Here is a 19353-nt window from a genome sequence, read left to right as displayed (position 1 = left end):
TCAAACCGGAATCGCTCCGGCGGGAAGATTCCCTGCCCGCTCTACTCAAGCATGTCCTTGTTGGCCTGCCTCGTGCAGGGACGTCCGGTGGAGGGGGCGGCCTGTATCGCTCTGGAACCAGACCAATGAGTTTTTCAGTTCGACCCATCGACACGAGGGACCACGACGCCGTCAACGCCCTGCACCATTCCGTGGGCTGGCCCAAGCGCTCGGAAGCCGGCTGGGTCTGGCTGGCGAGCAATCCGGCGCTGCAGGAGACGAACGCGCCGGCCGGCTGGCTGCTGGAGTCCGACACCGGCGAGGCCTGCGGCTTCACGGGCAATTTCGTCCAGCGTTTCCACCAAGGCGACCGGACGATCCACGGCGCCACGGCATTCTCGATCATCGTCACGCCACGGGCACGTGGCAACAGCCGGAAACTGCTGGCCGCCTTCGCGGGCCAGAGGAACCTGTTCGCCCGCTACACCTTCAACGCCAATCCGGCGTCCAGCCCGCTCTACAGCCGCCACGGCATGGTCGCCTGGCCGCCGGAAACGCACGATGTGAAACTGTCCTGGCGGGTCGACGCCCTGGCCTGCGCCGGCGGACGGATGTGGCGCGAGATCGACCGCCACGCCCCGCGTCTGACGCAGGCTCGACACGAGCGACTGCTGAACCCACGCCTGCGCGATCCCGACGCCCTCGACCTGCCGACGGGCGTGACCGTCCTGACCGATCTGGCGGACCGGTCGCGCTATGCGGATTTCTGGGAAGCCCTGAGGACCGAGGGCCGGATGATTTCTGACCGCAGCCCGGCCATGCTGCGCTGGCGGCTGTCGGACCCCGACCTGACCCTGCGCCCCCTGCTGCTGGCCTTCAATCGCGGCAAGGCCATCGGCGGCTATGCCATGGCGATGATGTCCAAGGGCAATCCGATCGAGCCGCCGATGCTGGAGATCATCGATCTGATGGCCCTGGAGGACGAACCCCGCGCCATTCCGGCCCTGATGCAGGCGCTGCTGGCCAATACCCGCAGCCTCGGCGCGGCGAAGCTCCGCATACAGACGGTCAACCCGGACCTGCTGCGCCGCCTCGGCCCGCTTGCGGATTCAGCACGACGCGAGGGCGGCTGGGGGCATTGTCATGTGAAGTTCGACCCGGATACGCCAGGCGTCGACACCTGGTCACCGACGCCCTTCGACGGCGACTACGGCATCTGTTTGAGACCTGTGCCAGTGACCGGGGAAGAGCGGCGGGCGGCCTGAGAAAGGCTGCAGGCAGCAGGCAGGCGATGTCGGCGGCGACCGAGACGGACGCCCGTCGCGCTTGAGACGTCAGCCCGAATTGCTCGCGCTCTGGAAAAATGCGGGTCAGGTCACAGAGGAGGACCGCCAGGTCCATCGCGCGCTGCCAGACCGCGATAGCTGCTGACCGTCTCCAGACTCCGCTCAACCTCGCTACTGCCCGAACCTACTTCCGCGCCTTCAGTTCGTCTCGGATTTCGGCCAGCAGGGCCTCGGTCGGGGTCGGGGCGGGCGGCGTCGCCGGTTCGGGGGCGGCCGCCTCGGCGCGGCGCATCCGGTTGATGCCCTTGACCACCAGGAAGACCACGAAGGCTACGATCACGAACTGGATCAAGGTGTTGATGAAGGCGCCATACTGGATGGCGACCTCCTCGACCGCTTCCGTGGCCGGGTTTTCGGGCGCCAGCACCCATTTCAGTTCGGAGAAATCGACCCGGCCGAGCAACAGGCCGATCGGGGGCATCACGACCTGTTCGACCAGACTGGTGACGATCTTGCCAAAGGAGGCGCCGATGATGACGCCGACCGCCAGGTCGATGACGTTGCCGCGTGCGGCGAACTCCTTGAACTCGCTCAGCAAGCTCACAGCGTCTCCCCTTCAGTTTCGTCGGGCGTGCTCGTGACAGACCGGGCTCAGTCGTCCCCGGATGCATTGAGCCGCTCGCGCAGCTCCTTGCCGCTCTTGAAGAACGGGACCGACTTGGCGGGAACGTCCACGGTCTCGCCGGTTCGCGGGTTGCGTCCGGCCCGGGCGGGCCGGGCGCGAACCGAGAATGCCCCGAAGCCGCGAAGCTCGACACGGCCTCCCTCGGCCATGGCCTCGGTCATGCGTCCGAGCACGACATTGACCACGCGCTCGACCTCGGCGTGGGTCAGATGCGTGTTCTCAGCCGCCAGCTTCTCGATGAGCTCAGACTTAATCATCGCCAGGCCCTCGCCCTTTCCTGCTCACACCGAGCAAATTGGGTGCAACTTCAATCGGGTTGCCGGGACACCCTAGCCTTCGCCCGGCGAGCGAAAAAGGCCTGATTGTCAGTTTCCGTCAGGGAAGATCATTAAAAGTCGACAACCGTACAAGGACAACCTCGCCAGATCGCGTTGCAACCGCTTGCGACACGGCATTTCGGCCGGCGCGAACACGCACGAAAAAAGGCGGCCGGATCGCTCCGGCCGCCCTTCATTCCTGTTGAGCCTGACGCCCGATCAGATCGGAAGGATTACTCCTTGCCGGCCTTCTCGCGCAGGGCCGCGCCGAGGATGTCGCCCAGCGAGGCGCCCGAGTCCGAGGACCCGAACTGATCGATGGCTTCCTTCTCGTCGGCCATTTCCAGGGCCTTGATCGAGACCGAGACACGGCGCGTGGCCTTGTCGATGCCCGTGATCTGGGCGTCGACGCGGTCGCCGACGGCGTAGCGCTCGGGGCGCTGCTCGTTGCGGTCGCGGCTGATGTCCGACTTGCGCACGAAGGAGGAGACCGGCGCGTCGTCTTCGCCGAACTTCACTTCGATGCCGCCCGACTCGATGGACGTGACGGTCAGGGTGACGGTCTGGCCCTTCTTGTAGGTGTCGCCTTCGCCGACGGGATCGCCGCCCAGCTGCTTGATGCCGAGCGAGACGCGTTCCTTCTCGACGTCGACGTCCAGGACCTTGGCCTTGACCATCTCGCCCTTGCGGTAGCGCTGGATGGCTTCCTCACCCGAGACCGACCAGTCGAGGTCGGACAGGTGCACCATGCCGTCGATGTCGTTGTCCAGGCCGATGAACAGGCCGAACTCGGTGGCGTTCTTGACCTCGCCCTCGACGGTCGAACCGATCGGGTTGGCGGCGACGAAGGCATCCCACGGATTGTCCTGGGCCTGCTTGAGGCCCAGCGAGATGCGGCGCTTGGAGGCGTCGACATCCAGAACCACGACGTCGACTTCCTGCGAGGTCGAGACGATCTTGCCGGGGTGGACGTTCTTCTTGGTCCAGGACATTTCCGAGACGTGGACCAGGCCCTCGACGCCGGCTTCCAGCTCAACAAACGCGCCGTAGTCGGTGATGTTGGTAATGCGGCCGGTGTATTTGGCGCCCGGCGGGTATTTGGCTTCGACGCCGTCCCACGGATCGGACTGCAGCTGCTTCATGCCGAGGCTGATGCGCTGGGTGTCCGGGTTGATCTTGACGATCTGGACCTGGACGGTGTCGCCGACGGCGAGCACCTGCGACGGGTGGGAGACGCGCTTCCAGCTCATGTCGGTGACGTGCAGCAGGCCGTCGATGCCACCCAGGTCCACGAAGGCGCCGTAGTCGGTGATGTTCTTGACGACGCCGTCGCGGACTTCACCCTCTTGCAGCTGGCCGACCAGCTCGGTGCGCTGTTCGGCGCGGGCTTCTTCCAGGATCGCACGACGCGAGACGACGATGTTGCCGCGCGGGCGGTCCATCTTGAGGATCTGGAACGGCTGTTCCTTGCCCATCAGCGGGCCGACGTCGCGCACCGGGCGGATGTCGACCTGCGAGCCGGGCAGGAAGGCCGAGGCGCCGCCCAGGTCGACGGTGAAGCCGCCCTTGACGCGACCGACGATGGCCCCGTTGACCGGGTGACCTTCGGCGAAGACCACTTCCAGACGGGTCCAGGCCTCTTCGCGACGGGCCTTGTCGCGGCTGATGACGGCCTCGCCCAGGGCGTTCTCGACGCGCTCCAGGTAGACCTCGACGTCATCGCCGATCTTGGGGATGACGGCGCCTTCGCCCTGACCGAACTCGCGGGCGGGGATGCGACCTTCGGTCTTCAGACCGACGTCGATGATGATGATGTCTTTTTCGATGCCGACGACGCGGCCGTGAACGACCTGGCCTTCGCCGAGGTCGCGGCCTTGCAGCTGCTCGTCGAGCAGGGCGGAGAAGTCGTCGCGGGTGGGGTTGAGGGTATCAGACATGAAGCTCTGGTGTTTCCGATAGGGCTGTGGCGCGCGACCGAACGGCCCCGCGCGAGGTGAAAGTTGGAATGGGAAGTCGGTCGTGGGACGCGAGGCTCAGCTGAACCAGAGCGCCCGCGGAAGCCGAGGACGGAGCGCTGGATTTGCGAAACGAGCCTAGAGGCCGTGTTTCGCTCGCGCCGCCTCGACGATACGGCGGGCCGCATCGAAGGCCGCCTCTATATCCATATCGGTCGTATCCAGCAAGACCGCGTCCCCGGCCTGGACCATGGGGGCCGAGCCGCGGCCGGCGTCGCGTTCGTCGCGACGCTGGATATCGGCCAGCATGGCCTCGTAGGTGATGGGATCGCCGCGACCGTTCAGCTGCAGCCAGCGGCGTCGCGCGCGGGTTTCGGGCGTGGCGGTGACGAACAGTTTGGACTGGGCTTCCGGGGCGATGACCGTGCCGATGTCGCGGCCATCCAGCACGGCGCCGCCTGCCTGACGCGCGAAGGCCTGTTGCAGATCCAGCAGGGCCGCGCGGACGCCGGGGAAGCCCGCGACCCGGCTGGCGGCCTCGCCGGCGTCTCCGCTGGTCAGGGCCGCATCGTCCGAAAGCCGCCCGGCGTCGAGGGCGCGGGCTGCGGCCTCCGCCGCCCTGGCGTCGCCGAGGTCGCCTCCACCGGTCAGCACGTCCAGACCCACGGCGCGGTACAGCAGGCCCGTGTCGAGGAACGGCAGGCCATACTCGCGCGCCAGACGCGAGGCGATCGTCCCCTTGCCCGAGGCGGCGGGCCCGTCGACGGCGATGACGAACGGATTGCTCATTCCGGTGTGACGAAGCACAGACCGACGCTCGACGCCAGTGGACGCTGTGTCACCCGACGTCGCCGCCAAGCCCCTGCATCATCTCGACAAAGCCGGGGAAGGAGGTGGCGATCATGTCGGGCTCATCGACCGTGACGGGGTTCGCGGCGGCGAGGCCGAGCACCAGATGGCTCATGGCGATGCGGTGATCGTGGGCGGTGTGGACCGTCGCCCCGCCCGGAGCCGGTCCGCCGGCGACGATGAAACCCTCGGGTTCTTCCTCCACGGCGACGCCGCAGGCGCGCAGTCCGTCGACCATCAGGCGGATGCGGTCGCTTTCCTTGACCCGCATCTCGCCGACGCCGCGCATGACGGTCCGGCCCGTTGCGAAAGCAGCGGTGGCGGCCAGGATCGGATATTCGTCGATCATCGAGGCGGCGCGGCTCTCCGGCACGATGACGCCCTTCAGCGCAGAGTGACGCGCGGTGATGTCGCCGACCTCCTCTCCGCCCGAGACGCGGCGGTTGGCGATGGTCAGGTCCGCGCCCATCTCGACCCAGGTGTCGAACAGGCCGGTGCGGAGCGGGTTCAGCATGACCGCCTTAACGGTCACTTCCGATCCCGGAACGATCAGCCCCGCCGCCAAAGGGAAGGCGGCCGAGGACGGATCGCCCGGCACGGAGACGGTGGTCCCCGTCAGGGGCTGGCCGCCTTTGAGACGAATGACCCAGCCCTCGGCATTGTCCTCGACATCGACGGTCGCCCCGAAGGCCCGCAGCATCCGCTCGGTGTGGTCGCGGCTCTTCTCCGGCTCGGTCACCGAGGTGACGCCGTCCGCGTTCAGGCCGGCCAGCAGGATGGCCGACTTCACCTGGGCCGAGGCGACGGTCTGGACGTGGTCGATGGCGTGGAGCGTTCCGCCGGTCAGGGTCGCCGGTAACAGGCCCGGCTTGCCGCTCCAGGAGAAGCGCGCGCCCATCCGGGTCAGGTGGTCGGTGACGCGGCCCATCGGCCGCGACCGCAGCGAACCGTCGCCGTCGAAGGTGGCCGCGATCGGATATCCGGCCGCCGCTCCCATCAACAACCGCACGCCGGTGCCGGCATTGCCACAGTCGATGACGCCGGCCGGGGTCAGGAAGCCGCCTTGGCCGGTGATGCGCCAGCGTCCTTCGCCCGGCCGCTCGACCGTCGCGCCGAAGGCTTCGACGGCCCGCGCCGTAGCCAGGACATCGTCGCCTTCCAGCAGGCCCTCGACCTCGGTCACGCCAGTCGCCATGGCGCCCAGGATCATCGAGCGGTGAGAGATGGATTTGTCGCCGGGGGCGCGCACGGTCCCTAGCAAGGGATGGCCGGGACGCGCGGTCAGATGGGGGGCGTTGGAGGCCACGGAGGCTCCGCAGGATGCAATGTGGGAGGGAGCGGACCACGGCCACGCCAAAGACGGCTTTTGACAGCGGGCCCCCATGGTGGCAAGGGACGCGGCCGAAATCCCCTCCTCCATCCAAAGGTCTCCATCACCCGTGGCCGATCCCAAACTTGGCGCCAAGCAGGTCTGCCCGAACTGCCAGGCCAAATTCTACGACCTGGGCCGTCGCCCGGCGCACTGCCCGAAGTGCGAGCACGAGTTCGATCCCGAAGAAGCGATCAAGCTGCGCAGCCGTCGCGGCCGTCCGGGCGGCTATGCCGCCGACGACGCCGAAGATCAGGTCGTCGAGAAGAAGCCGACCGACGACGACGATGAAGAAGAGGAAGTCGTCACCCCCGAGATCGACCAGGAAGGCCACGAGCCGATCCTGACGCCCAACGACGAGGACGACACGACCGCAGATCCGTCCGAAGAAGCCGGCATGGGCACGACCGATGGCGACGACGACGTCCTGGCCGACGACGACGATGACGACGACTCCGTTCCCTTCATCGAGGACGAAGACGACGACGCCTTCGACGGCGACATCGCCAAGGGCAGCAAGGACGACGATCACTAGGTCGGCCTGAGGCCTGTTTTCCAAAGGATTTCGGGGGCGGATTTCGGTCCGTCCCCGGGCCTTCGCGAAAGTCGAAAATAAAATGTGGAACCGGGTTGATCTGAAAAACGACCCGACATAGGTTCCGCCGCCTCGCCGGGGGCCACACCAGACCCGGCGGACCAACCGAAAGACCTAGCGTCTTGAGGTCTGGGGCTTTAGCTCAGCTGGTAGAGCGCTTGCATGGCATGCAAGAGGTCAGCGGTTCGACTCCGCTAAGCTCCACCAATTTCCCAAGGGGCTAGCAGGAAACTGCTAGCCCCTTGTTCGTTCGGGTTAACCCCGGCGGGACAACAGTCGGCGTTCGCGGGCGCACCATCCCGGCCCCTCCCCAGCTGGGCCTGGACGTCCCACACAAGTTCCGGCTCGCCCGTCACGTTCAGCTCCAGCTGTAGGCGGTCTTATGCTGGGTGAAGAACTCGGCCGCAGCGAAGCCCTGTTCGCGCGCGCCATAGCTGGACTTCTTGGAGCCGCCGAAGCCGACGTGATAATCGACGCCGGCGGTGGCCAGGTTGACCATCACCATCCCCGCCCTGGCCCGACGCTGGAAGTCGCGGGCGTATTTCAGCGAGGTTGTGGCGATCCCCGCCGACAGGCCGAACTCGACACCGTTGGCGATGGCCAGGGCCTCTTCGTAATCCTTGACGCGGATGGTCGAGGCGACGGGGCCGAAGACCTCCTCGTTGTTGATCCGGGACGTCGCATCCGTGTCGGCGATCAGGGTCGGCTGAACGTACCAGCCGGGATTTTCGAGGCTCAGCCGATCGCCGCCGGTGACGATCCGGCCGCCGGCCGAGCGGGCGATGTCGATGTACCTGTAGGAGATTTGCATCTGGCTCTCGGACACGGCCGGCCCGATCTGGGTCGTCGGATCCAGCGCGTCGCCGACCTTGAGCGCCCGAACCTTCTCGCCCAGCGCGGCGACGAATCGGTCGTGGATGCCGTCCTGGACGATCAACCGGCTCGACGCCGTGCAGCGCTGGCCCGTGGCGAAGAAGGAGCCGTCCAGGGCGATGGCCACGGCGCGCTCCAGATCCGCATCGTCGAGCACGATCAGCGGGTTCTTGCCGCCCATCTCGAGCTGCACCCGCGCCTGGCGCTCCATCGCGCCCTTGCCGACCCCCGCGCCGACCGTCTGCGAGCCGGTGAAGCTGAGGCCGTCGACGTCACGATGCGCCACGATGGCCCGGCCGACGGCTCCGTCGCCGATGACCATGTTGACCACGCCCCTGGGCAGGCCGGCCTCATGCAGGATGGCGATCAGGACCTCGGCCGTCGCAGGCGTCGGGCCGGCCGGCTTGATCACGACCGTGTTGCCGAAGGCGATGGCCGGAGCGATCTTCCAGGCCGGGATGGCGATGGGGAAGTTCCACGGGGTGATCAGGCCGAACACCCCGACAGCCTGGCGATAGGTCTGGATCTCCACACCCGGCCGGACCGACATCAGGTTCTGGCCGTGAACCCGCAGAGCCTCGCCGGCGAAATATCTCAGAATCCGGGCGGCGCGGGCTGTCTCGCCTATGCCCTCGGGCAGGGTCTTGCCCTCCTCGCGCGACAGCAACCGGCCGACCTGTTCGCGACGATCCATCAGGATGTTGGACGCGCGGTCCAGGATGTCGGACCGAACCTCGGGCGAGGCCTCGGACCAGCCGGGGAAGGCGGCCTTGGCGGCGGCGACGGCGGCATCGACCTCGCCGGCGCCGCCCTTGGGCGTCCGGGCGACGATCTCGTTGGTGTTGGACGGGTTATGGCTTTCGCCCGGCCGGTCGGCGTTGACCTTCTCGCCATTGATCCAGTGGGACAGGTCCAGGGTGTCGGTCATGGGTTCAGCCTTATCGTGGAAACGGGGCGGTGGGGGAGCGCCGCCCCTTCATTTGTCTGACGATTAGCCAGGGTCAGCCCTGCATGTCTTCCAGTTCGCGCCCGCGGTTGTCGGCCCGCTTCGCCTTTCCGGTCCACCAAGTTCGTCCCCACGGAGCATCGCCTTTGTCGTGCGGACGTTAGGCCCTATAGCTCAGACTGGCATTGCGCGGTCGCAGCGGCAGGCCAAGGAGCTCGATCGACCCGTGCTGGACGCCTTTCTCGGCAAACGTCCCGGTTCAGAGCCGCTGTTTGCGGCGCTGAGGCAGTGCCGTGTCCATTTCATCGGGGCGGCGGCGTTCAGCGCCCTGGTCAATCTGCTCTACCTGACCCCGACCCTTTACATGATGCAGGTCTATGACCGGGTGGTTCCGACCGCCGGGCTGACGACCCTGGTGCTGGTCAGCGCCGTGGCCGTCCTGGCGCTCGGGTCGCTGGCGGCGCTGGACTGGTTGCGGACCCGCATCCTGATCCGTGCGGGAATCCAGCTGGATCGCGATCTGGCCGGTACCATCCTGGCGCGGGTGACCGAGGCGGGCGGGCGGACCCAGGGAGTTCAGGCCCTGCGCGACTTCGACGCCCTGCGCGGCGCCGTGTCGGGTCAGGGAGCGCTGGCCCTGTTCGACGCGCCGTGGACGCCGATCTACCTCGCCTGCTGTTTCCTGCTGCACCCGTCCATCGGCGTGCTGACCCTGGTCGGCGGGATCGTGCTCGCGCTCCTGGCCTGGCTGAACGAGCGCGACACCCGTCCGCGTCTGGGCCGCGCCAGTCGCGCCGGCAACGCCGCCTACGCCGCCCAGGAGGCCCTGTCCGGCGAGTCCGAGGTGGTCCAGGCGATGGGCATGCGCCGCGCCATCATCGCTCGCCAGATGGAGGGGCGCCGCACCGCCACCGACGCCCAGGCCGAGGCCCAGCTGACGGGCGGCCGTTATTCCGGTGCGATCAAATTCGTGCGTCTGGCGCTGCAGTCGGCGGCTCTCGGCCTGGCCGCCTTCCTGGTGGTCAGGGGACAGATGTCGCCCGGTGCGATCATCGCATCCTCGGTCCTGCTCAGCCGCGCGGTCATGCCGATCGAACAGCTGGTCGGGGCCTGGCCGAGCCTGGTCCAGGCCCGGACCAGCTGGAAGAGCCTGATCGACCTGTTCATCAAGACCGCCGGCCACGGCCAGCCGCGCACCGCCCTGCCCGCCCCGACAGGCCGCGTCTCGGTTGAAGGGGTCGGCGTCCGTCTGCCGGGCGCGGAGACCCCCCAGCTTCGCACTGTTACCGTGGCCGTCGAACCGGGTCAGGTGCTGGGCATCATCGGGGCCAGCGGATCGGGCAAGACGACCCTCGCCCGGGTCATGGCCGGCGCCCTGTCGCCCGATACCGGCTCGATCCGGTTGGACGGCGCGGACTATGGCGCGCGCGACTCCGACAGCCTCGCCCGCCACATCGGCTATCTGCCGCAGAGCCCGACCCTGTTTGCGGGCACGGTCAAGGAGAACATCTCGCGCTTCGCCGATCCGTCGGCCGAGGTCGACGCCGCCGCCGTCCGCGCGGCCCAGGCGGCCGGCGTGCACGACCTGATCCAGCGCCTGCCCAATGGTTATGACACCGTTCTGGGACCGCAGGGATCTGGCCTGTCGGCGGGGCAATCCCAACGCATCGGCCTGGCCCGCGCCCTCTATGGCGACCCGGTTCTGCTGGTGCTGGACGAGCCGAACGCCAGCGTCGACCAGGACGGCGAAAACGCCTTGATCGCCGCCGTCGAGGCCGCCGCCTCCCGCGGCGCCGCCGTGGTCCTGGTCGCCCACCGCGCGGGCGTCCTGGCCAGGGCCGACCGCCTGCTGGCGCTGCGCGACGGCATGGTTCAGGCCGAAGGGCCGAGGGAAGACGTCCTGGCCCGCCTGCGCGGTCCGCGTCCCGGCGGCCTGCACGAGGTCAAGGCGGGATGAGCCTCCGGTCTCCTACATCGGCAGCCTTCCCGGAGCCCGGCCACGTCGAGCCCCAGACCGCGTCGCCGCGTCGCGAACTGATCCTCGGCGGCGTCATCATCGCCCTCTTCTTCGTCCTGTTCCTGGGCTGGGCGGCCATCGCCCCGCTCGATTCGGGCGCCTACGCACCCGGTCAGGTCGCCGTGACCGGCAACCGCCAGGCGGTCCAGCATCGCGAAGGCGGCACGGTGACCGCCCTGCACGTCGCCGAGGGCGACAAGGTCCAGCAGGGCCAGGTCCTGGTCGAACTGTCGACCGGCGAACTGACCGCCGCCGAGCGGGGCCTGTCCGGACAGGTCTATGCCCTGGCGGCGCAGCGCGCCCGCCTGATCGCCGAGCGCGACAAGCTGGCCGTCATTCCCGTTCCCGCAGAGTTCGCCAATCTGTCGCCCGAAGACCGCGCCCTGGCCGACGAGGCCATGCGCCTGCAACGGCTGCAGTACGGCGCCCGCAGCGCCGGCCGCTCGACCGAGGTCGGGGTGCTGCGCCAGCGCATCGGCCAGCTGGAGGAGCGGATCCAGGGCTATCAGCGCCAGATCGAATCCAACATCGAACAGAGCCGGCTGATCGCCGAGGAGCTGGACGGTCTGCGCTCCCTGGCGGCCCAGGGCTATGCGCCCCAGACCCGCGTCCGCGCACTGGAACGTGACGCCGCCGGCCTCAACGGCCAGCTCGGCTCGCTGCGGGCCGAGGTCGCCGGCACCCGGCAGCAGATCGGCGAGACCCGGCTGCAGATGCTGACCATCACCACCGGCATGAACGAGGACGTCTCCGATCAGCTGCGCGCCATAGAGGTTCAGTTGAACGAGACCCAGCCGCGGCTTTCCTCGTTGCGCGATCAGATCGAGCGCAGCCGGATCCGGAGCCCGGCGACCGGCGAGGTCGTGGGCCTGGCCGTCTTCACCCAGGGCGGGGTGATCCAGGCCGGCCAGGTGCTGATGGAAGTCGTGCCCGACGCCGCAGCGCAGGTCATCGTGGCCGAGATCAATCCAGCCGACATCGACAACGTCCGTGTCGGTCTGGACACGGAAGTCAAGTTCCCCGGTCTTCGCGAGCGCGACCCGCCGATCATCCATGGCCGGGTCACCCGGCTCTCGCCCGACACCTTCACCAACCAACAGAGCGGCGTCCGCCACTATCGCGCGGAGATTTCCGTGCCCCCGGCCGAGATGGAGCGACTGGGACGCGCGGCCAGCGAGATTCGTCCGGGCTTTCCGGTCGAGGTCGTGGTGTTGCTGCGCAAGCGCACCGCCCTGTCCTATCTGATCGAGCCCCTGACCCGGAACCTGTGGCGGTCGGGTACGGAACAGTAGTCAGATCCCGCGTGGACTTGCTCACTCTGCCGCGCCTGCCCATATCGGATCACGGCCGACGCCTCGCCGATCCCGGGGGGCATCAAGGCCGCAGTCGCTTGTCGAGGACTGAACCATGACGACCCGAACCGTGCTGTTCGACAGCCCCTTCCTTCTGGGCTTCGACCAGACCCGCGCCCTGATCGACCGCGCCGCCAAGGCCGCGGCCGAGAGCTATCCGCCCTACAATGTCGAACAGCGGGGCGACAACGCGGTGCGCATCTCGCTGGCCGTGGCCGGCTTTTCGCCCGACGACCTGGCGATCACCATGGAAGGCCGCCAGCTGACCATCGCCGGCAAGCGCGAAGGCGCCTCGCCGGACCAGGCCTTTCTGCATCGCGGCATCGCCGCGCGCGGCTTCGTCCGCAGCTTCGTCCTCGCCGACGGTCTGGAGGTCGAGGGCGCCCGGCTGGAGCACGGCCTGCTGCACGTCGATCTGCTCCGGCCCGAGAACGTCGAACCGGTCCGTCGAATCCCGATCAGCGTCGGCTGATCTCAACCGAAAACGGTCGCCATGACGCGCCTGCGAACTCGCAGCGCATCCGGGCGTTGTCTAATTGAAAAGGAGGCGGTCTTTATGACGCCGATGATGAACAACAAGGATTTCGCCGGCCTGGGCGCGCCCGACCTCGTTTACGTGCGCGAGATCACCGCCGCTGACGTGATGGCGGATGCGATCTCCGACGCGCCCCTGGAAGACGCCAGCGGGCTGGTCATCGATCCCGATCAAACCCTCTATGCCGTGCACGGTGCGGACGGTGAGCGGCTGGCGGTCATGATGGATCGCGAGGCAGCCTTCGCCGCCGCCGTGGCGCACGAATTCGCGCCGGTTTCGGTGCACTAGGCGCCATCACCGTGCACGCCGGCGAAGGCCGGGATGAACGGTTGGACGTCAGGCCGCCGTCGCCGGCACGTTGGCGTCGCGCACGAACAGGGCGTGGATCGCGTCCTCGGTCCGGGCCTGACGCAGTTGTTCGCGCAGCTCCGGTGAGCGCATCGCCCGTGAGACCGCCGCGAGGGCGCGCAGATGTTCAGCGCCGTCGCGCGGCGGCGCGAACAGGGCGAACATCAGATCGACCGGGCGATCGTCCACCGAGTCATACGCGACGGGGGTGTCCAGGCGCACGAACACCGCCTTGACGCGGTCCAGACCGGCGAGGCGCGCATGCGGGACCGCCACGCCGGAACCCAGACCGGTCGAGCCCAGCGCCTCGCGCTCCATCAATGCGTCGAAGACGCGAATCTCGTCCAGGCCCATGGCCTGGGCCGCAGCGGAGGCCAGCACATGCAAGGCCTGCCGCTTCGATGACGCGCCGCTCTTCAGGACGATTCCGTCCCGAATCAGCAGTTCACCAATGTCCATGATCGTCCCGACTCATACTCGAGGTTGTGGGCAGGCCCCCTTGAGGGGGCGCGCGCCGTCTATCCGGTTCACGCGCCCCTGGGAAGTCTTATGCGCCAGAACCGTTTACAGAACCGTGTCCATTAAGCGACGCGGTGCGTTCAGGGTCTATCCACCCAACATTGCCGTCCGGGCGGCGATAGACGACTGACAGGCCGCCGTGCGCCGCGTTCTTGAACAGCACGACCGGGTAGCCGGTCATGTCGAGTTCCAGCACCGCCCGTCCGACCGTGATGGTGCGGATTTCCGAAATGCTTTCGGCGATGACCATGCCCGTGGGCGGTGGTCCGTCGTCGTCGCCGGCCGTTTCGAACAGGGAATCCTCGACGTCATCGTCGGGATTGCGCAGCACCATGCTGCGCGCCACCGAGGCGGCGGCCATCTCGGTCTTCTCGGGTGACAGGCCCTTGGGTCCGATGTGGTGATCCTTGAGCCGACGCTTGTAGCGTCGGACCCTCTTCTCCAGCTTTTCGAGGCTGTCGGTGAAGGCCGCATGGGCGTCGCCGCCCGAGCCTGTGGTCACGAGCGATTGCCCGGACGCGAGGCGGACCCAACAGTCCACCTTGAAGCCGTAGCCGTCCTTGGACACCACGACCTCGGCGTCCTGGCCGCCGCGATCAAAGTATTTTCCGACTCCGTCTTCGAGTTCCTGGGAGATGCGCGAGCCTAACGCTTCGCCGACATCCACTTGCTTGCCGCTGACTTGGACTTGCATAGGGATAGAACGCGACCGACCGCGAAAAGTGTCAATCGGGAACACCGTTTTCACGGTCACGCTTTGTTGTTCGGTCAGCCCGTCTTCAGCATGCGCCGGCGCTCGACCGACGACGGAATTCTGAGCGCTTCCCGGTACTTGGCCACCGTGCGGCGGGCGATGTCGATGCCGGCTTCCTTGAGGATCTCCACGATCCGGTCGTCGGACAAAACGTCGCCATCGCGACCTTCGTGGTCGATCATCGACTTGATCCGGTGACGCACGGCCTCGGCGGAGTGGCTGGCGCCCCCGTCGGTCGCCTGGATCGCGGCAGTGAAGAAGAATTTCAGCTCGAACACGCCGCGCGGGGTCGAGACGTATTTGTTCGAGGTGACCCGGCTGACCGTCGATTCATGCATGCCGATGGCGTCAGCCACGGTTCTCAAATTCAGGGGGCGCAGGAACTCCACGCCGAAGGCGAGGAAGGCATCCTGCTGGCGCACGATCTCGGACCCGACCTTCAGGATGGTCCTGGCCCGCTGGTCGAGAGACTTGACCAGCCAGTTGGCCTGGGCCGCGCAGTCGGCGACGAAGGTCTTCTCCGTCTCGGTCCGCGCGCCGGCGGAAACCGAGGCGTGGTAGCGTTTGTCGACGAGCAGCCGCGGCAGGGTGTCGGAGTTCAGCTCCACCCGCCAGCCGCCGGCCGGATCGGGCCTGACATGGACGTCGGGGATCACCGTCTGGGCGATCTCGCCGGCGAAACCCGCGCCGGGCCGGGGCGTGAGGGCCTTCAGCTCGGAGATCATCTCCGACAGATCCTCGGCATCGACGCCGCAGACACTGCGCAAGGCCGACAGGTCGCGTTTGGCCAGCAGGTCCAGATTGTCGAGCAGGGCGCCCATGGCCGGATCGAACCGGTTCCGTTCGACCAGCTGGACCTTCAGGCATTCCGGCACCGACCGCGCCATGACTCCCGTCGGCTCGAACCCGTGGCAGACCGACAGCACCGCCTCGACCCGCTCAAGGCCGCAGCCCAGACGGTCGGCGATCTCGGCCAGCTCGCCCCGCAGATAGCCGCCCTCGTCGACGCCGTCGATCAGCGACAGGGCGATGGCGTGGTCCGTGGCCGAGAACCCGGCCGAGGACGCCTGCTCCTGCAGATGCTCCCACAGGGTGGGGTCGTGGCGTTCCGGGCGTTCGCCCCCGTCGCCGTCATTGAACGACCCGCCCTTGCCCGCTGCCGACCAGTCCGACAGCCCCGGTTGTTCGGCCGCCTCGTCGGACAGACGGTCGGAGGTGCGTTCGCCCGGCGTCGCGTCGCCATAGACGTCGTCCTCGCGCGCATCGACGGTCGAGGACCGCTCCGACGCCTCGGCCTCTGAGAAGCTCAGCTCGGTGGAATCGGTCGGCGCCTCGCGCGCAGCCTCCGCGCCGGCCTCCGGCTCCTCGCGCTGCAGCAGCGGGTTCTTTTCGAGCTCGGCCTCGACGTATTCGTCCAGCTCCTGGTTAGACAATTGCAGCAGCTTGATCGCCTGCTGCAGCTGGGGCGTGATGACCAGCCCCTGCCCCTGCCGAACCTCGAGCCTCTGACCAATCACCCTGAACGCCCCCCCGCGAGCCTTTGTGGCCCGGACCTTGCTGTCAGGATGAACGCGACCGGTTAACGCGGGCTTTCGCACGTCCGGCGTATGCGCGGGAGACGGTTCACGGCCAGATCCAACCGATGCCGTTACGCGTCAGCCGTAGAGATCGCCGAGATAGACGCGGCGCACCTCGGGGTCGTGAATGACCTCGTCGGCGGTGCCTTCGAACAGGACCGAGCCGTTCGAGATGATCGAGGCGCGGTCGATGATGTCGAGCGTCTCGCGCACATTATGATCGGTAATCAGAACCCCGATGCCCTCGCCGGCCAGATAGCCGATGACCTGGCGGATGTCGGCGATGGCCAGGGGATCGATACCGGCGAAGGGCTCGTCCAGCAGCATGAAGCTGGGCTTGCCGGCAAGGGAGCGTGCAATCTCGACGCGTCGGCGTTCGCCGCCCGACAGACCGGTCGCCGGCGCATGGCGCAGATGGTCGATGTGCAGTTCTTCCAGCAGGCGGGTCGTCTCGGTCTCGATGGCCTTGCCAGTCTCGTTCAGTTCGACCACCGCCATGACGTTCTGCTCGACCGTCATGCCGCGAAAGATCGAGGCCTCCTGCGCCAGATAGCCCAGCCCCATGCGGGCGCGCTGGTACATCGGCTGGGCCGTGATGTCCTCGCCGTCCAGCCAGATGGAGCCGCTGTCCGCCGGGATCAGGCCGGTGATCATGTAGAAGCAGGTGGTCTTGCCGGCGCCGTTGGGGCCCAGCAGACCCGCGACCTCGCCGCGCTGCACCGTCAGGGAGACGTCGGAGACGACCTGACGCGCGCCGAAGGCCCTGGCGATGTTGCGGACCCTCAGGCCTTTTTCAGGCGCGGCTTCGTGCGCGACGACCTTGCCGGCCTCGCGGTCTTCGAGATTGAGGGCGGAGAGTTCCTTGCGGGCCATCAGGAGCTAGTTGGCGCCTTCGGGATAGAAGACCCCGCGCACCCGGCCGCCGTTGGCCGCCGTCCCGCCCGCGACCCGCGCTTCGCCGGTATCGACGTTGTAGCTCAGGCTGGCGCCCGTCAGGACGTTCTGGCCCTGGGTCAGGATGACGTCGCCGGTCACCACAACGGTGGCGTTCGATACGGTGTAGATCGCCCGGTCCCCCCGGATCGTCTCATTGGGCGTGACGTAATAGACCTCGCCGGTTGCCTCGATCCGCGTCAGTCCGCCGGAGGCGTCACGCACGCCCTGGATGGCGTTGGCTCGCAGACGGGTGTCGCCTTGCGTGATCTCGGCCCGGCCACGCAACGACACCGCCGTATTCGTCAACTCGCCCGTATCGGCGCCGTAGCCGATCGGCTGGTTGCTGACGTTGGAACGAGTTTGCGCCAGCGCTGCACCGCCCAGGCCGAGGGCCAGGACGCTCGCGCCGGTCAGGATGAGGTGGCTGGTCTTCATGTCATTCACCGGAAGCGGGGTTGATGGTCCCCTGCACCTTGTTGTCGCCAGAGCCCCTGAACACGACCCGTTGGCCCTGTTCATAGATGGCATAGGACGTTGCCGAGATGGTTCCAAGAGGGCCGCGCCCCTGAACGCCCTTGTCGCCCGTCACCACGCCCGACGCCGTATCGACCACGGCCTCCGGCGTCGTCAGGACAAAGCCCGATCCGCCGTCGGAAATCCGCACGTTCGGCCCGATCGTCACGCTGCGCGCCTGCTCGTTGTAGATGCCGGCGTCGGCGGTCATCTCGGTCACCTTGGTGCCGCCGAGGTTGAGCCTGAGCACCGGACCATTGAGCCGGAATCGTCCCGTCGCCGGATCGCGCACCGCACCCTGGGCGCCGATGATGAAGGACCGGCCCGCCGCGTCCTGGCCGTGGAACATGGGATTGTCGAGGCGGATCTCCTTCGACTGGCTCGCCTCGCGTTCGACCCCCGACATCACCGTGCGGAACACGGTCCAGGTCAGGGCCCCGCCCGCCAGCACCACGATGAGTATGGGCAGAAGGCGGCGGTACAGATGAACCCGGCGGGAGCGCGAGCGCCAGCGACCGGCCTGCTGGGCCAGTCGCGCCTCGTCGGCCCGCTTCCTGTCCTCGCCGGGGTCGAAGGTCATGTGTGCGCGAAGATATCCATCTCGTCCCAGCCGCGCAGGTCAAGCCGCGCGCGGATCGGCAGGAAGTCGAAACAGGCCTGGGCCAGTTCCATCCGGCCTTCGCGGACCAGCATCTCGTCCAGCCGGCGCATGATGACGTGCAGGTGCAGGACGTCGGAGGCGGCGTATTCCAGCTGGGCCTGCGACAGCTCGGGCGCGCCCCAGTCCGAAGACTGCTGCGCCTTGCTGAGGTCGATGCCCGCCATCTCGCGCGCCACGTCCTTCAACCCATGCCGGTCGGTATAGGTCCGGGCCAGTTTGGACGCGATCTTGGTACAGTAGACCGGCCGCGTCTCGACCCCGAGGTGCAGTTCCACCATGCCGATGTCGAACCGGCCGAAGTGGAAGATCTTCAGCACGTCGGGATCGGCCATCAGCCGCTTCAGGTTCGGGCAGTCGTAGCCGGGGCGGTTCATCCGCACGATATGGGCGTCGCCGTCCCCGGCCGAGAGCTGGACCACGCACAACGGGTCACGGCGGAAGCGCAGCCCCATGGTCTCGGAATCGACGGCGACCTCGGGACCCAGGTCCAGGCCGTCCGGGAGGTCGCCTTCATGCAGATAAACGGTCATGGACGCGGTCTAGCAGTCCCTCTCCCCTTGCGGGAGAGGGCTTGAGCGCCCGGGAGCCCCGCGATCGGACTTGCGCGAAAGGGTGAGGGGTTTTGCGGCTCGCCCATCAGACAGGGTGTCACCCCTCACCCGACCGCGCCAGGACGACGGCTACGCCGCCGTGCGCGGCCTCCCTCTCCCGCAAGGGGAGAGGGCAGAAACAAAAACGGCGCCGCATCTTGCGATGCGACGCCGTTTGAATCTGGTGCCAGGAGAGGCATCTAAAAAGTGTTTTATGCACTTGTATTTTATCTTTTACTTAGGAGCTCGATTCGACTGTGACCCCTAAAATGACCCCCAGCAGTCGAGTTGCTCCTAAGTGAGACGGCCGCTCACGCGCTCTGAGCGTGGCCATTCAGGCGATCCGCACCGGACGAGTTCAAGGGCGACGGGGACAAAATCGCCCTTTTCGAAGTGGGCAGCAGGATCCTCTTGCGCCAGCGCCAAAAGCAGACCTTCCGCAGGGCTGTTAGGGGTGGAAACCGGACATGCAAACGGCCCCGCCGTCGCCAGCGAGGCCGCTTCTGTTTCGTATTGGCCTGGGCCTCAGGCAGTCATTCGCCTACGCTGGATGTAAAGCGCCGCTCCGCCCGCGAGCGCTAGCATTACAGTTGCGCTTTCATATGGAGGTGGGCCCGTCGAGCGACGGCCTGGTGTGCTCTTCGCCATAGGGACCATGCGATGACTTGGGCTGGCTGGATCTGGCGCTGAGCCAGGC

19 protein-coding genes, 1 tRNA gene and 1 pseudogene are annotated in these 19353 nt (G+C 67.4%); 7 read left to right on the top strand and 14 right to left on the bottom strand.

Features of this window, described 5'->3' with window-relative positions; translation table 11 throughout:
• Nucleotides 1-125 precede the first annotated feature (125 nt).
• Complete coding sequence (locus ACP7A5_RS04600) at nucleotides 126-1244, top strand: N-acetyltransferase (protein ID WP_426040804.1); 1119 nt, start codon at nucleotides 126-128, stop codon at nucleotides 1242-1244.
• A gap of 82 nt (nucleotides 1245-1326) precedes the next feature.
• Here ACP7A5_RS04600 and ACP7A5_RS04595 read toward each other — a convergent pair.
• From ACP7A5_RS04595 to aroA, 6 genes and pseudogenes are all read right to left on the bottom strand, one after another.
• Nucleotides 1327-1380 (bottom strand): annotated as a pseudogene (locus ACP7A5_RS04595) (hypothetical protein); the annotation flags it as partial.
• Between the two features lie 69 nt (nucleotides 1381-1449).
• Nucleotides 1450-1869 (bottom strand): large-conductance mechanosensitive channel protein MscL, encoded by a 420-nt coding sequence (mscL, locus tag ACP7A5_RS04590; protein WP_426040803.1) that lies wholly within the window; start codon nucleotides 1867-1869, stop codon nucleotides 1450-1452.
• A 47-nt stretch (nucleotides 1870-1916) separates the two neighbouring features.
• Nucleotides 1917-2207, bottom strand: coding sequence for an integration host factor subunit beta (locus tag ACP7A5_RS04585; RefSeq protein WP_426036095.1), 291 nt, complete (start codon nucleotides 2205-2207; stop codon nucleotides 1917-1919).
• 293 nt (nucleotides 2208-2500) lie between these two features.
• Complete coding sequence (rpsA, locus tag ACP7A5_RS04580; protein WP_425991855.1) at nucleotides 2501-4204, bottom strand: 30S ribosomal protein S1; 1704 nt, start codon at nucleotides 4202-4204, stop codon at nucleotides 2501-2503.
• 156 nt (nucleotides 4205-4360) lie between these two features.
• Nucleotides 4361-5011 carry a (d)CMP kinase gene (gene cmk / locus ACP7A5_RS04575; protein WP_426036093.1) on the bottom strand — a complete coding sequence of 217 codons (651 nt, stop codon included), beginning with the start codon at nucleotides 5009-5011 and terminating at the stop codon, nucleotides 4361-4363.
• Nucleotides 5012-5060: 49 nt separating this feature from the next.
• A complete protein-coding gene (gene aroA, locus ACP7A5_RS04570; protein WP_426040802.1) occupies nucleotides 5061-6377 on the bottom strand; it encodes a 3-phosphoshikimate 1-carboxyvinyltransferase in 1317 nt (438 codons plus the stop codon).
• A 133-nt stretch (nucleotides 6378-6510) separates the two neighbouring features.
• On the opposite strand from aroA, the gene ACP7A5_RS04565 reads away from it, so the two are divergent.
• Together ACP7A5_RS04565 and ACP7A5_RS04560 are read left to right on the top strand one after the other, a co-directional pair.
• Nucleotides 6511-6975: a TIGR02300 family protein gene (locus ACP7A5_RS04565; RefSeq protein ID WP_426040801.1), complete on the top strand. Its 465-nt coding sequence runs from the start codon at nucleotides 6511-6513 to the stop codon at nucleotides 6973-6975.
• A 191-nt stretch (nucleotides 6976-7166) separates the two neighbouring features.
• A tRNA-Ala gene (locus tag ACP7A5_RS04560) sits at nucleotides 7167-7242 on the top strand.
• 151 nt (nucleotides 7243-7393) lie between these two features.
• Here the strand turns inward: ACP7A5_RS04560 and ACP7A5_RS04555 are convergent.
• Nucleotides 7394-8836 carry an aldehyde dehydrogenase family protein gene (locus tag ACP7A5_RS04555; protein ID WP_426040800.1) on the bottom strand — a complete coding sequence of 481 codons (1443 nt, stop codon included), beginning with the start codon at nucleotides 8834-8836 and terminating at the stop codon, nucleotides 7394-7396.
• Nucleotides 8837-9080: 244 nt separating this feature from the next.
• Between ACP7A5_RS04555 and ACP7A5_RS04550 the strand changes: the two genes are divergently transcribed.
• From ACP7A5_RS04550 to ACP7A5_RS04535, 4 genes are all read left to right on the top strand, one after another.
• Nucleotides 9081-10811: a type I secretion system permease/ATPase gene (locus ACP7A5_RS04550; RefSeq protein ID WP_426040799.1), complete on the top strand. Its 1731-nt coding sequence runs from the start codon at nucleotides 9081-9083 to the stop codon at nucleotides 10809-10811.
• Nucleotides 10808-12163 carry an HlyD family type I secretion periplasmic adaptor subunit gene (locus tag ACP7A5_RS04545; RefSeq protein ID WP_426040798.1) on the top strand — a complete coding sequence of 452 codons (1356 nt, stop codon included), beginning with the start codon at nucleotides 10808-10810 and terminating at the stop codon, nucleotides 12161-12163. The genes ACP7A5_RS04550 and ACP7A5_RS04545 overlap by 4 nt, the downstream gene beginning before the upstream one ends.
• Nucleotides 12164-12278: 115 nt before the next feature.
• Nucleotides 12279-12695, top strand: coding sequence for an Hsp20 family protein (locus ACP7A5_RS04540; RefSeq protein ID WP_425993027.1), 417 nt, complete (start codon nucleotides 12279-12281; stop codon nucleotides 12693-12695).
• Nucleotides 12696-12779: 84 nt separating this feature from the next.
• Nucleotides 12780-13046, top strand: coding sequence for a DUF1150 family protein (locus tag ACP7A5_RS04535; RefSeq protein ID WP_426040947.1), 267 nt, complete (start codon nucleotides 12780-12782; stop codon nucleotides 13044-13046).
• Nucleotides 13047-13094: 48 nt separating this feature from the next.
• Here ACP7A5_RS04535 and ptsN read toward each other — a convergent pair whose 3' ends face one another.
• From ptsN to ACP7A5_RS04500, 7 genes are all read right to left on the bottom strand, one after another.
• Entirely contained in the window at nucleotides 13095-13565 is a 471-nt protein-coding gene (ptsN, locus tag ACP7A5_RS04530; RefSeq protein ID WP_426040797.1) for a PTS IIA-like nitrogen regulatory protein PtsN, read from the bottom strand.
• A gap of 88 nt (nucleotides 13566-13653) precedes the next feature.
• Nucleotides 13654-14319 carry a ribosome hibernation-promoting factor, HPF/YfiA family gene (hpf, locus tag ACP7A5_RS04525; RefSeq protein ID WP_426040946.1) on the bottom strand — a complete coding sequence of 222 codons (666 nt, stop codon included), beginning with the start codon at nucleotides 14317-14319 and terminating at the stop codon, nucleotides 13654-13656.
• Between the two features lie 74 nt (nucleotides 14320-14393).
• Nucleotides 14394-15896, bottom strand: a complete 1503-nt coding sequence (gene rpoN / locus ACP7A5_RS04520; RefSeq protein ID WP_426040796.1) for an RNA polymerase factor sigma-54 — start codon at nucleotides 15894-15896, stop codon at nucleotides 14394-14396.
• Between the two features lie 138 nt (nucleotides 15897-16034).
• Nucleotides 16035-16829 carry an LPS export ABC transporter ATP-binding protein gene (lptB, locus tag ACP7A5_RS04515; protein WP_426040795.1) on the bottom strand — a complete coding sequence of 265 codons (795 nt, stop codon included), beginning with the start codon at nucleotides 16827-16829 and terminating at the stop codon, nucleotides 16035-16037.
• Between the two features lie 6 nt (nucleotides 16830-16835).
• A complete protein-coding gene (locus ACP7A5_RS04510) occupies nucleotides 16836-17327 on the bottom strand; it encodes an LptA/OstA family protein (protein WP_426040794.1) in 492 nt (163 codons plus the stop codon).
• Between the two features lies 1 nt (nucleotide 17328).
• Entirely contained in the window at nucleotides 17329-17985 is a 657-nt protein-coding gene (lptC, locus tag ACP7A5_RS04505) for an LPS export ABC transporter periplasmic protein LptC (RefSeq protein WP_426040793.1), read from the bottom strand.
• Nucleotides 17982-18596: a ribonuclease D gene (locus ACP7A5_RS04500; protein WP_426040792.1), complete on the bottom strand. Its 615-nt coding sequence runs from the start codon at nucleotides 18594-18596 to the stop codon at nucleotides 17982-17984. The genes lptC and ACP7A5_RS04500 overlap by 4 nt, the downstream gene beginning before the upstream one ends.
• Nucleotides 18597-19353: the final 757 nt, after the last annotated feature.

The organism is Brevundimonas sp. TWP2-3-4b1, from assembly GCF_049897665.1.
Taxonomy (GTDB): Bacteria; Pseudomonadota; Alphaproteobacteria; order Caulobacterales; family Caulobacteraceae; genus Brevundimonas; species Brevundimonas subvibrioides_B.
This window is presented reverse-complemented; position numbering and strand designations above follow the sequence as displayed.

Bases quoted from the DNA above. Each gene is read 5' to 3' on its own strand.
- ACP7A5_RS04500 (WP_426040792.1), bottom strand. From the start codon at position 18,596: ATGACCGTTTATCTGCATGAAGGCGACCTCCCGGACGGCCTGGACCTG.
- ACP7A5_RS04600 (WP_426040804.1), top strand. From the start codon at position 126: ATGAGTTTTTCAGTTCGACCCATCGACACGAGGGACCACGACGCCGTC.
- lptB (WP_426040795.1), bottom strand. From the start codon at position 16,829: ATGGCCCGCAAGGAACTCTCCGCCCTCAATCTCGAAGACCGCGAGGCC.
- ACP7A5_RS04545 (WP_426040798.1), top strand. From the start codon at position 10,808: ATGAGCCTCCGGTCTCCTACATCGGCAGCCTTCCCGGAGCCCGGCCAC.
- lptC (WP_426040793.1), bottom strand. From the start codon at position 17,985: ATGACCTTCGACCCCGGCGAGGACAGGAAGCGGGCCGACGAGGCGCGA.
- ACP7A5_RS04585 (WP_426036095.1), bottom strand. From the start codon at position 2,207: ATGATTAAGTCTGAGCTCATCGAGAAGCTGGCGGCTGAGAACACGCAT.
- ACP7A5_RS04535 (WP_426040947.1), top strand. From the start codon at position 12,780: ATGACGCCGATGATGAACAACAAGGATTTCGCCGGCCTGGGCGCGCCC.
- ACP7A5_RS04510 (WP_426040794.1), bottom strand. From the start codon at position 17,327: ATGAAGACCAGCCACCTCATCCTGACCGGCGCGAGCGTCCTGGCCCTC.
- hpf (WP_426040946.1), bottom strand. From the start codon at position 14,319: ATGCAAGTCCAAGTCAGCGGCAAGCAAGTGGATGTCGGCGAAGCGTTA.
- cmk (WP_426036093.1), bottom strand. From the start codon at position 5,011: ATGAGCAATCCGTTCGTCATCGCCGTCGACGGGCCCGCCGCCTCGGGC.
- rpsA (WP_425991855.1), bottom strand. From the start codon at position 4,204: ATGTCTGATACCCTCAACCCCACCCGCGACGACTTCTCCGCCCTGCTC.
- ACP7A5_RS04555 (WP_426040800.1), bottom strand. From the start codon at position 8,836: ATGACCGACACCCTGGACCTGTCCCACTGGATCAATGGCGAGAAGGTC.
- ACP7A5_RS04540 (WP_425993027.1), top strand. From the start codon at position 12,279: ATGACGACCCGAACCGTGCTGTTCGACAGCCCCTTCCTTCTGGGCTTC.
- ptsN (WP_426040797.1), bottom strand. From the start codon at position 13,565: ATGGACATTGGTGAACTGCTGATTCGGGACGGAATCGTCCTGAAGAGC.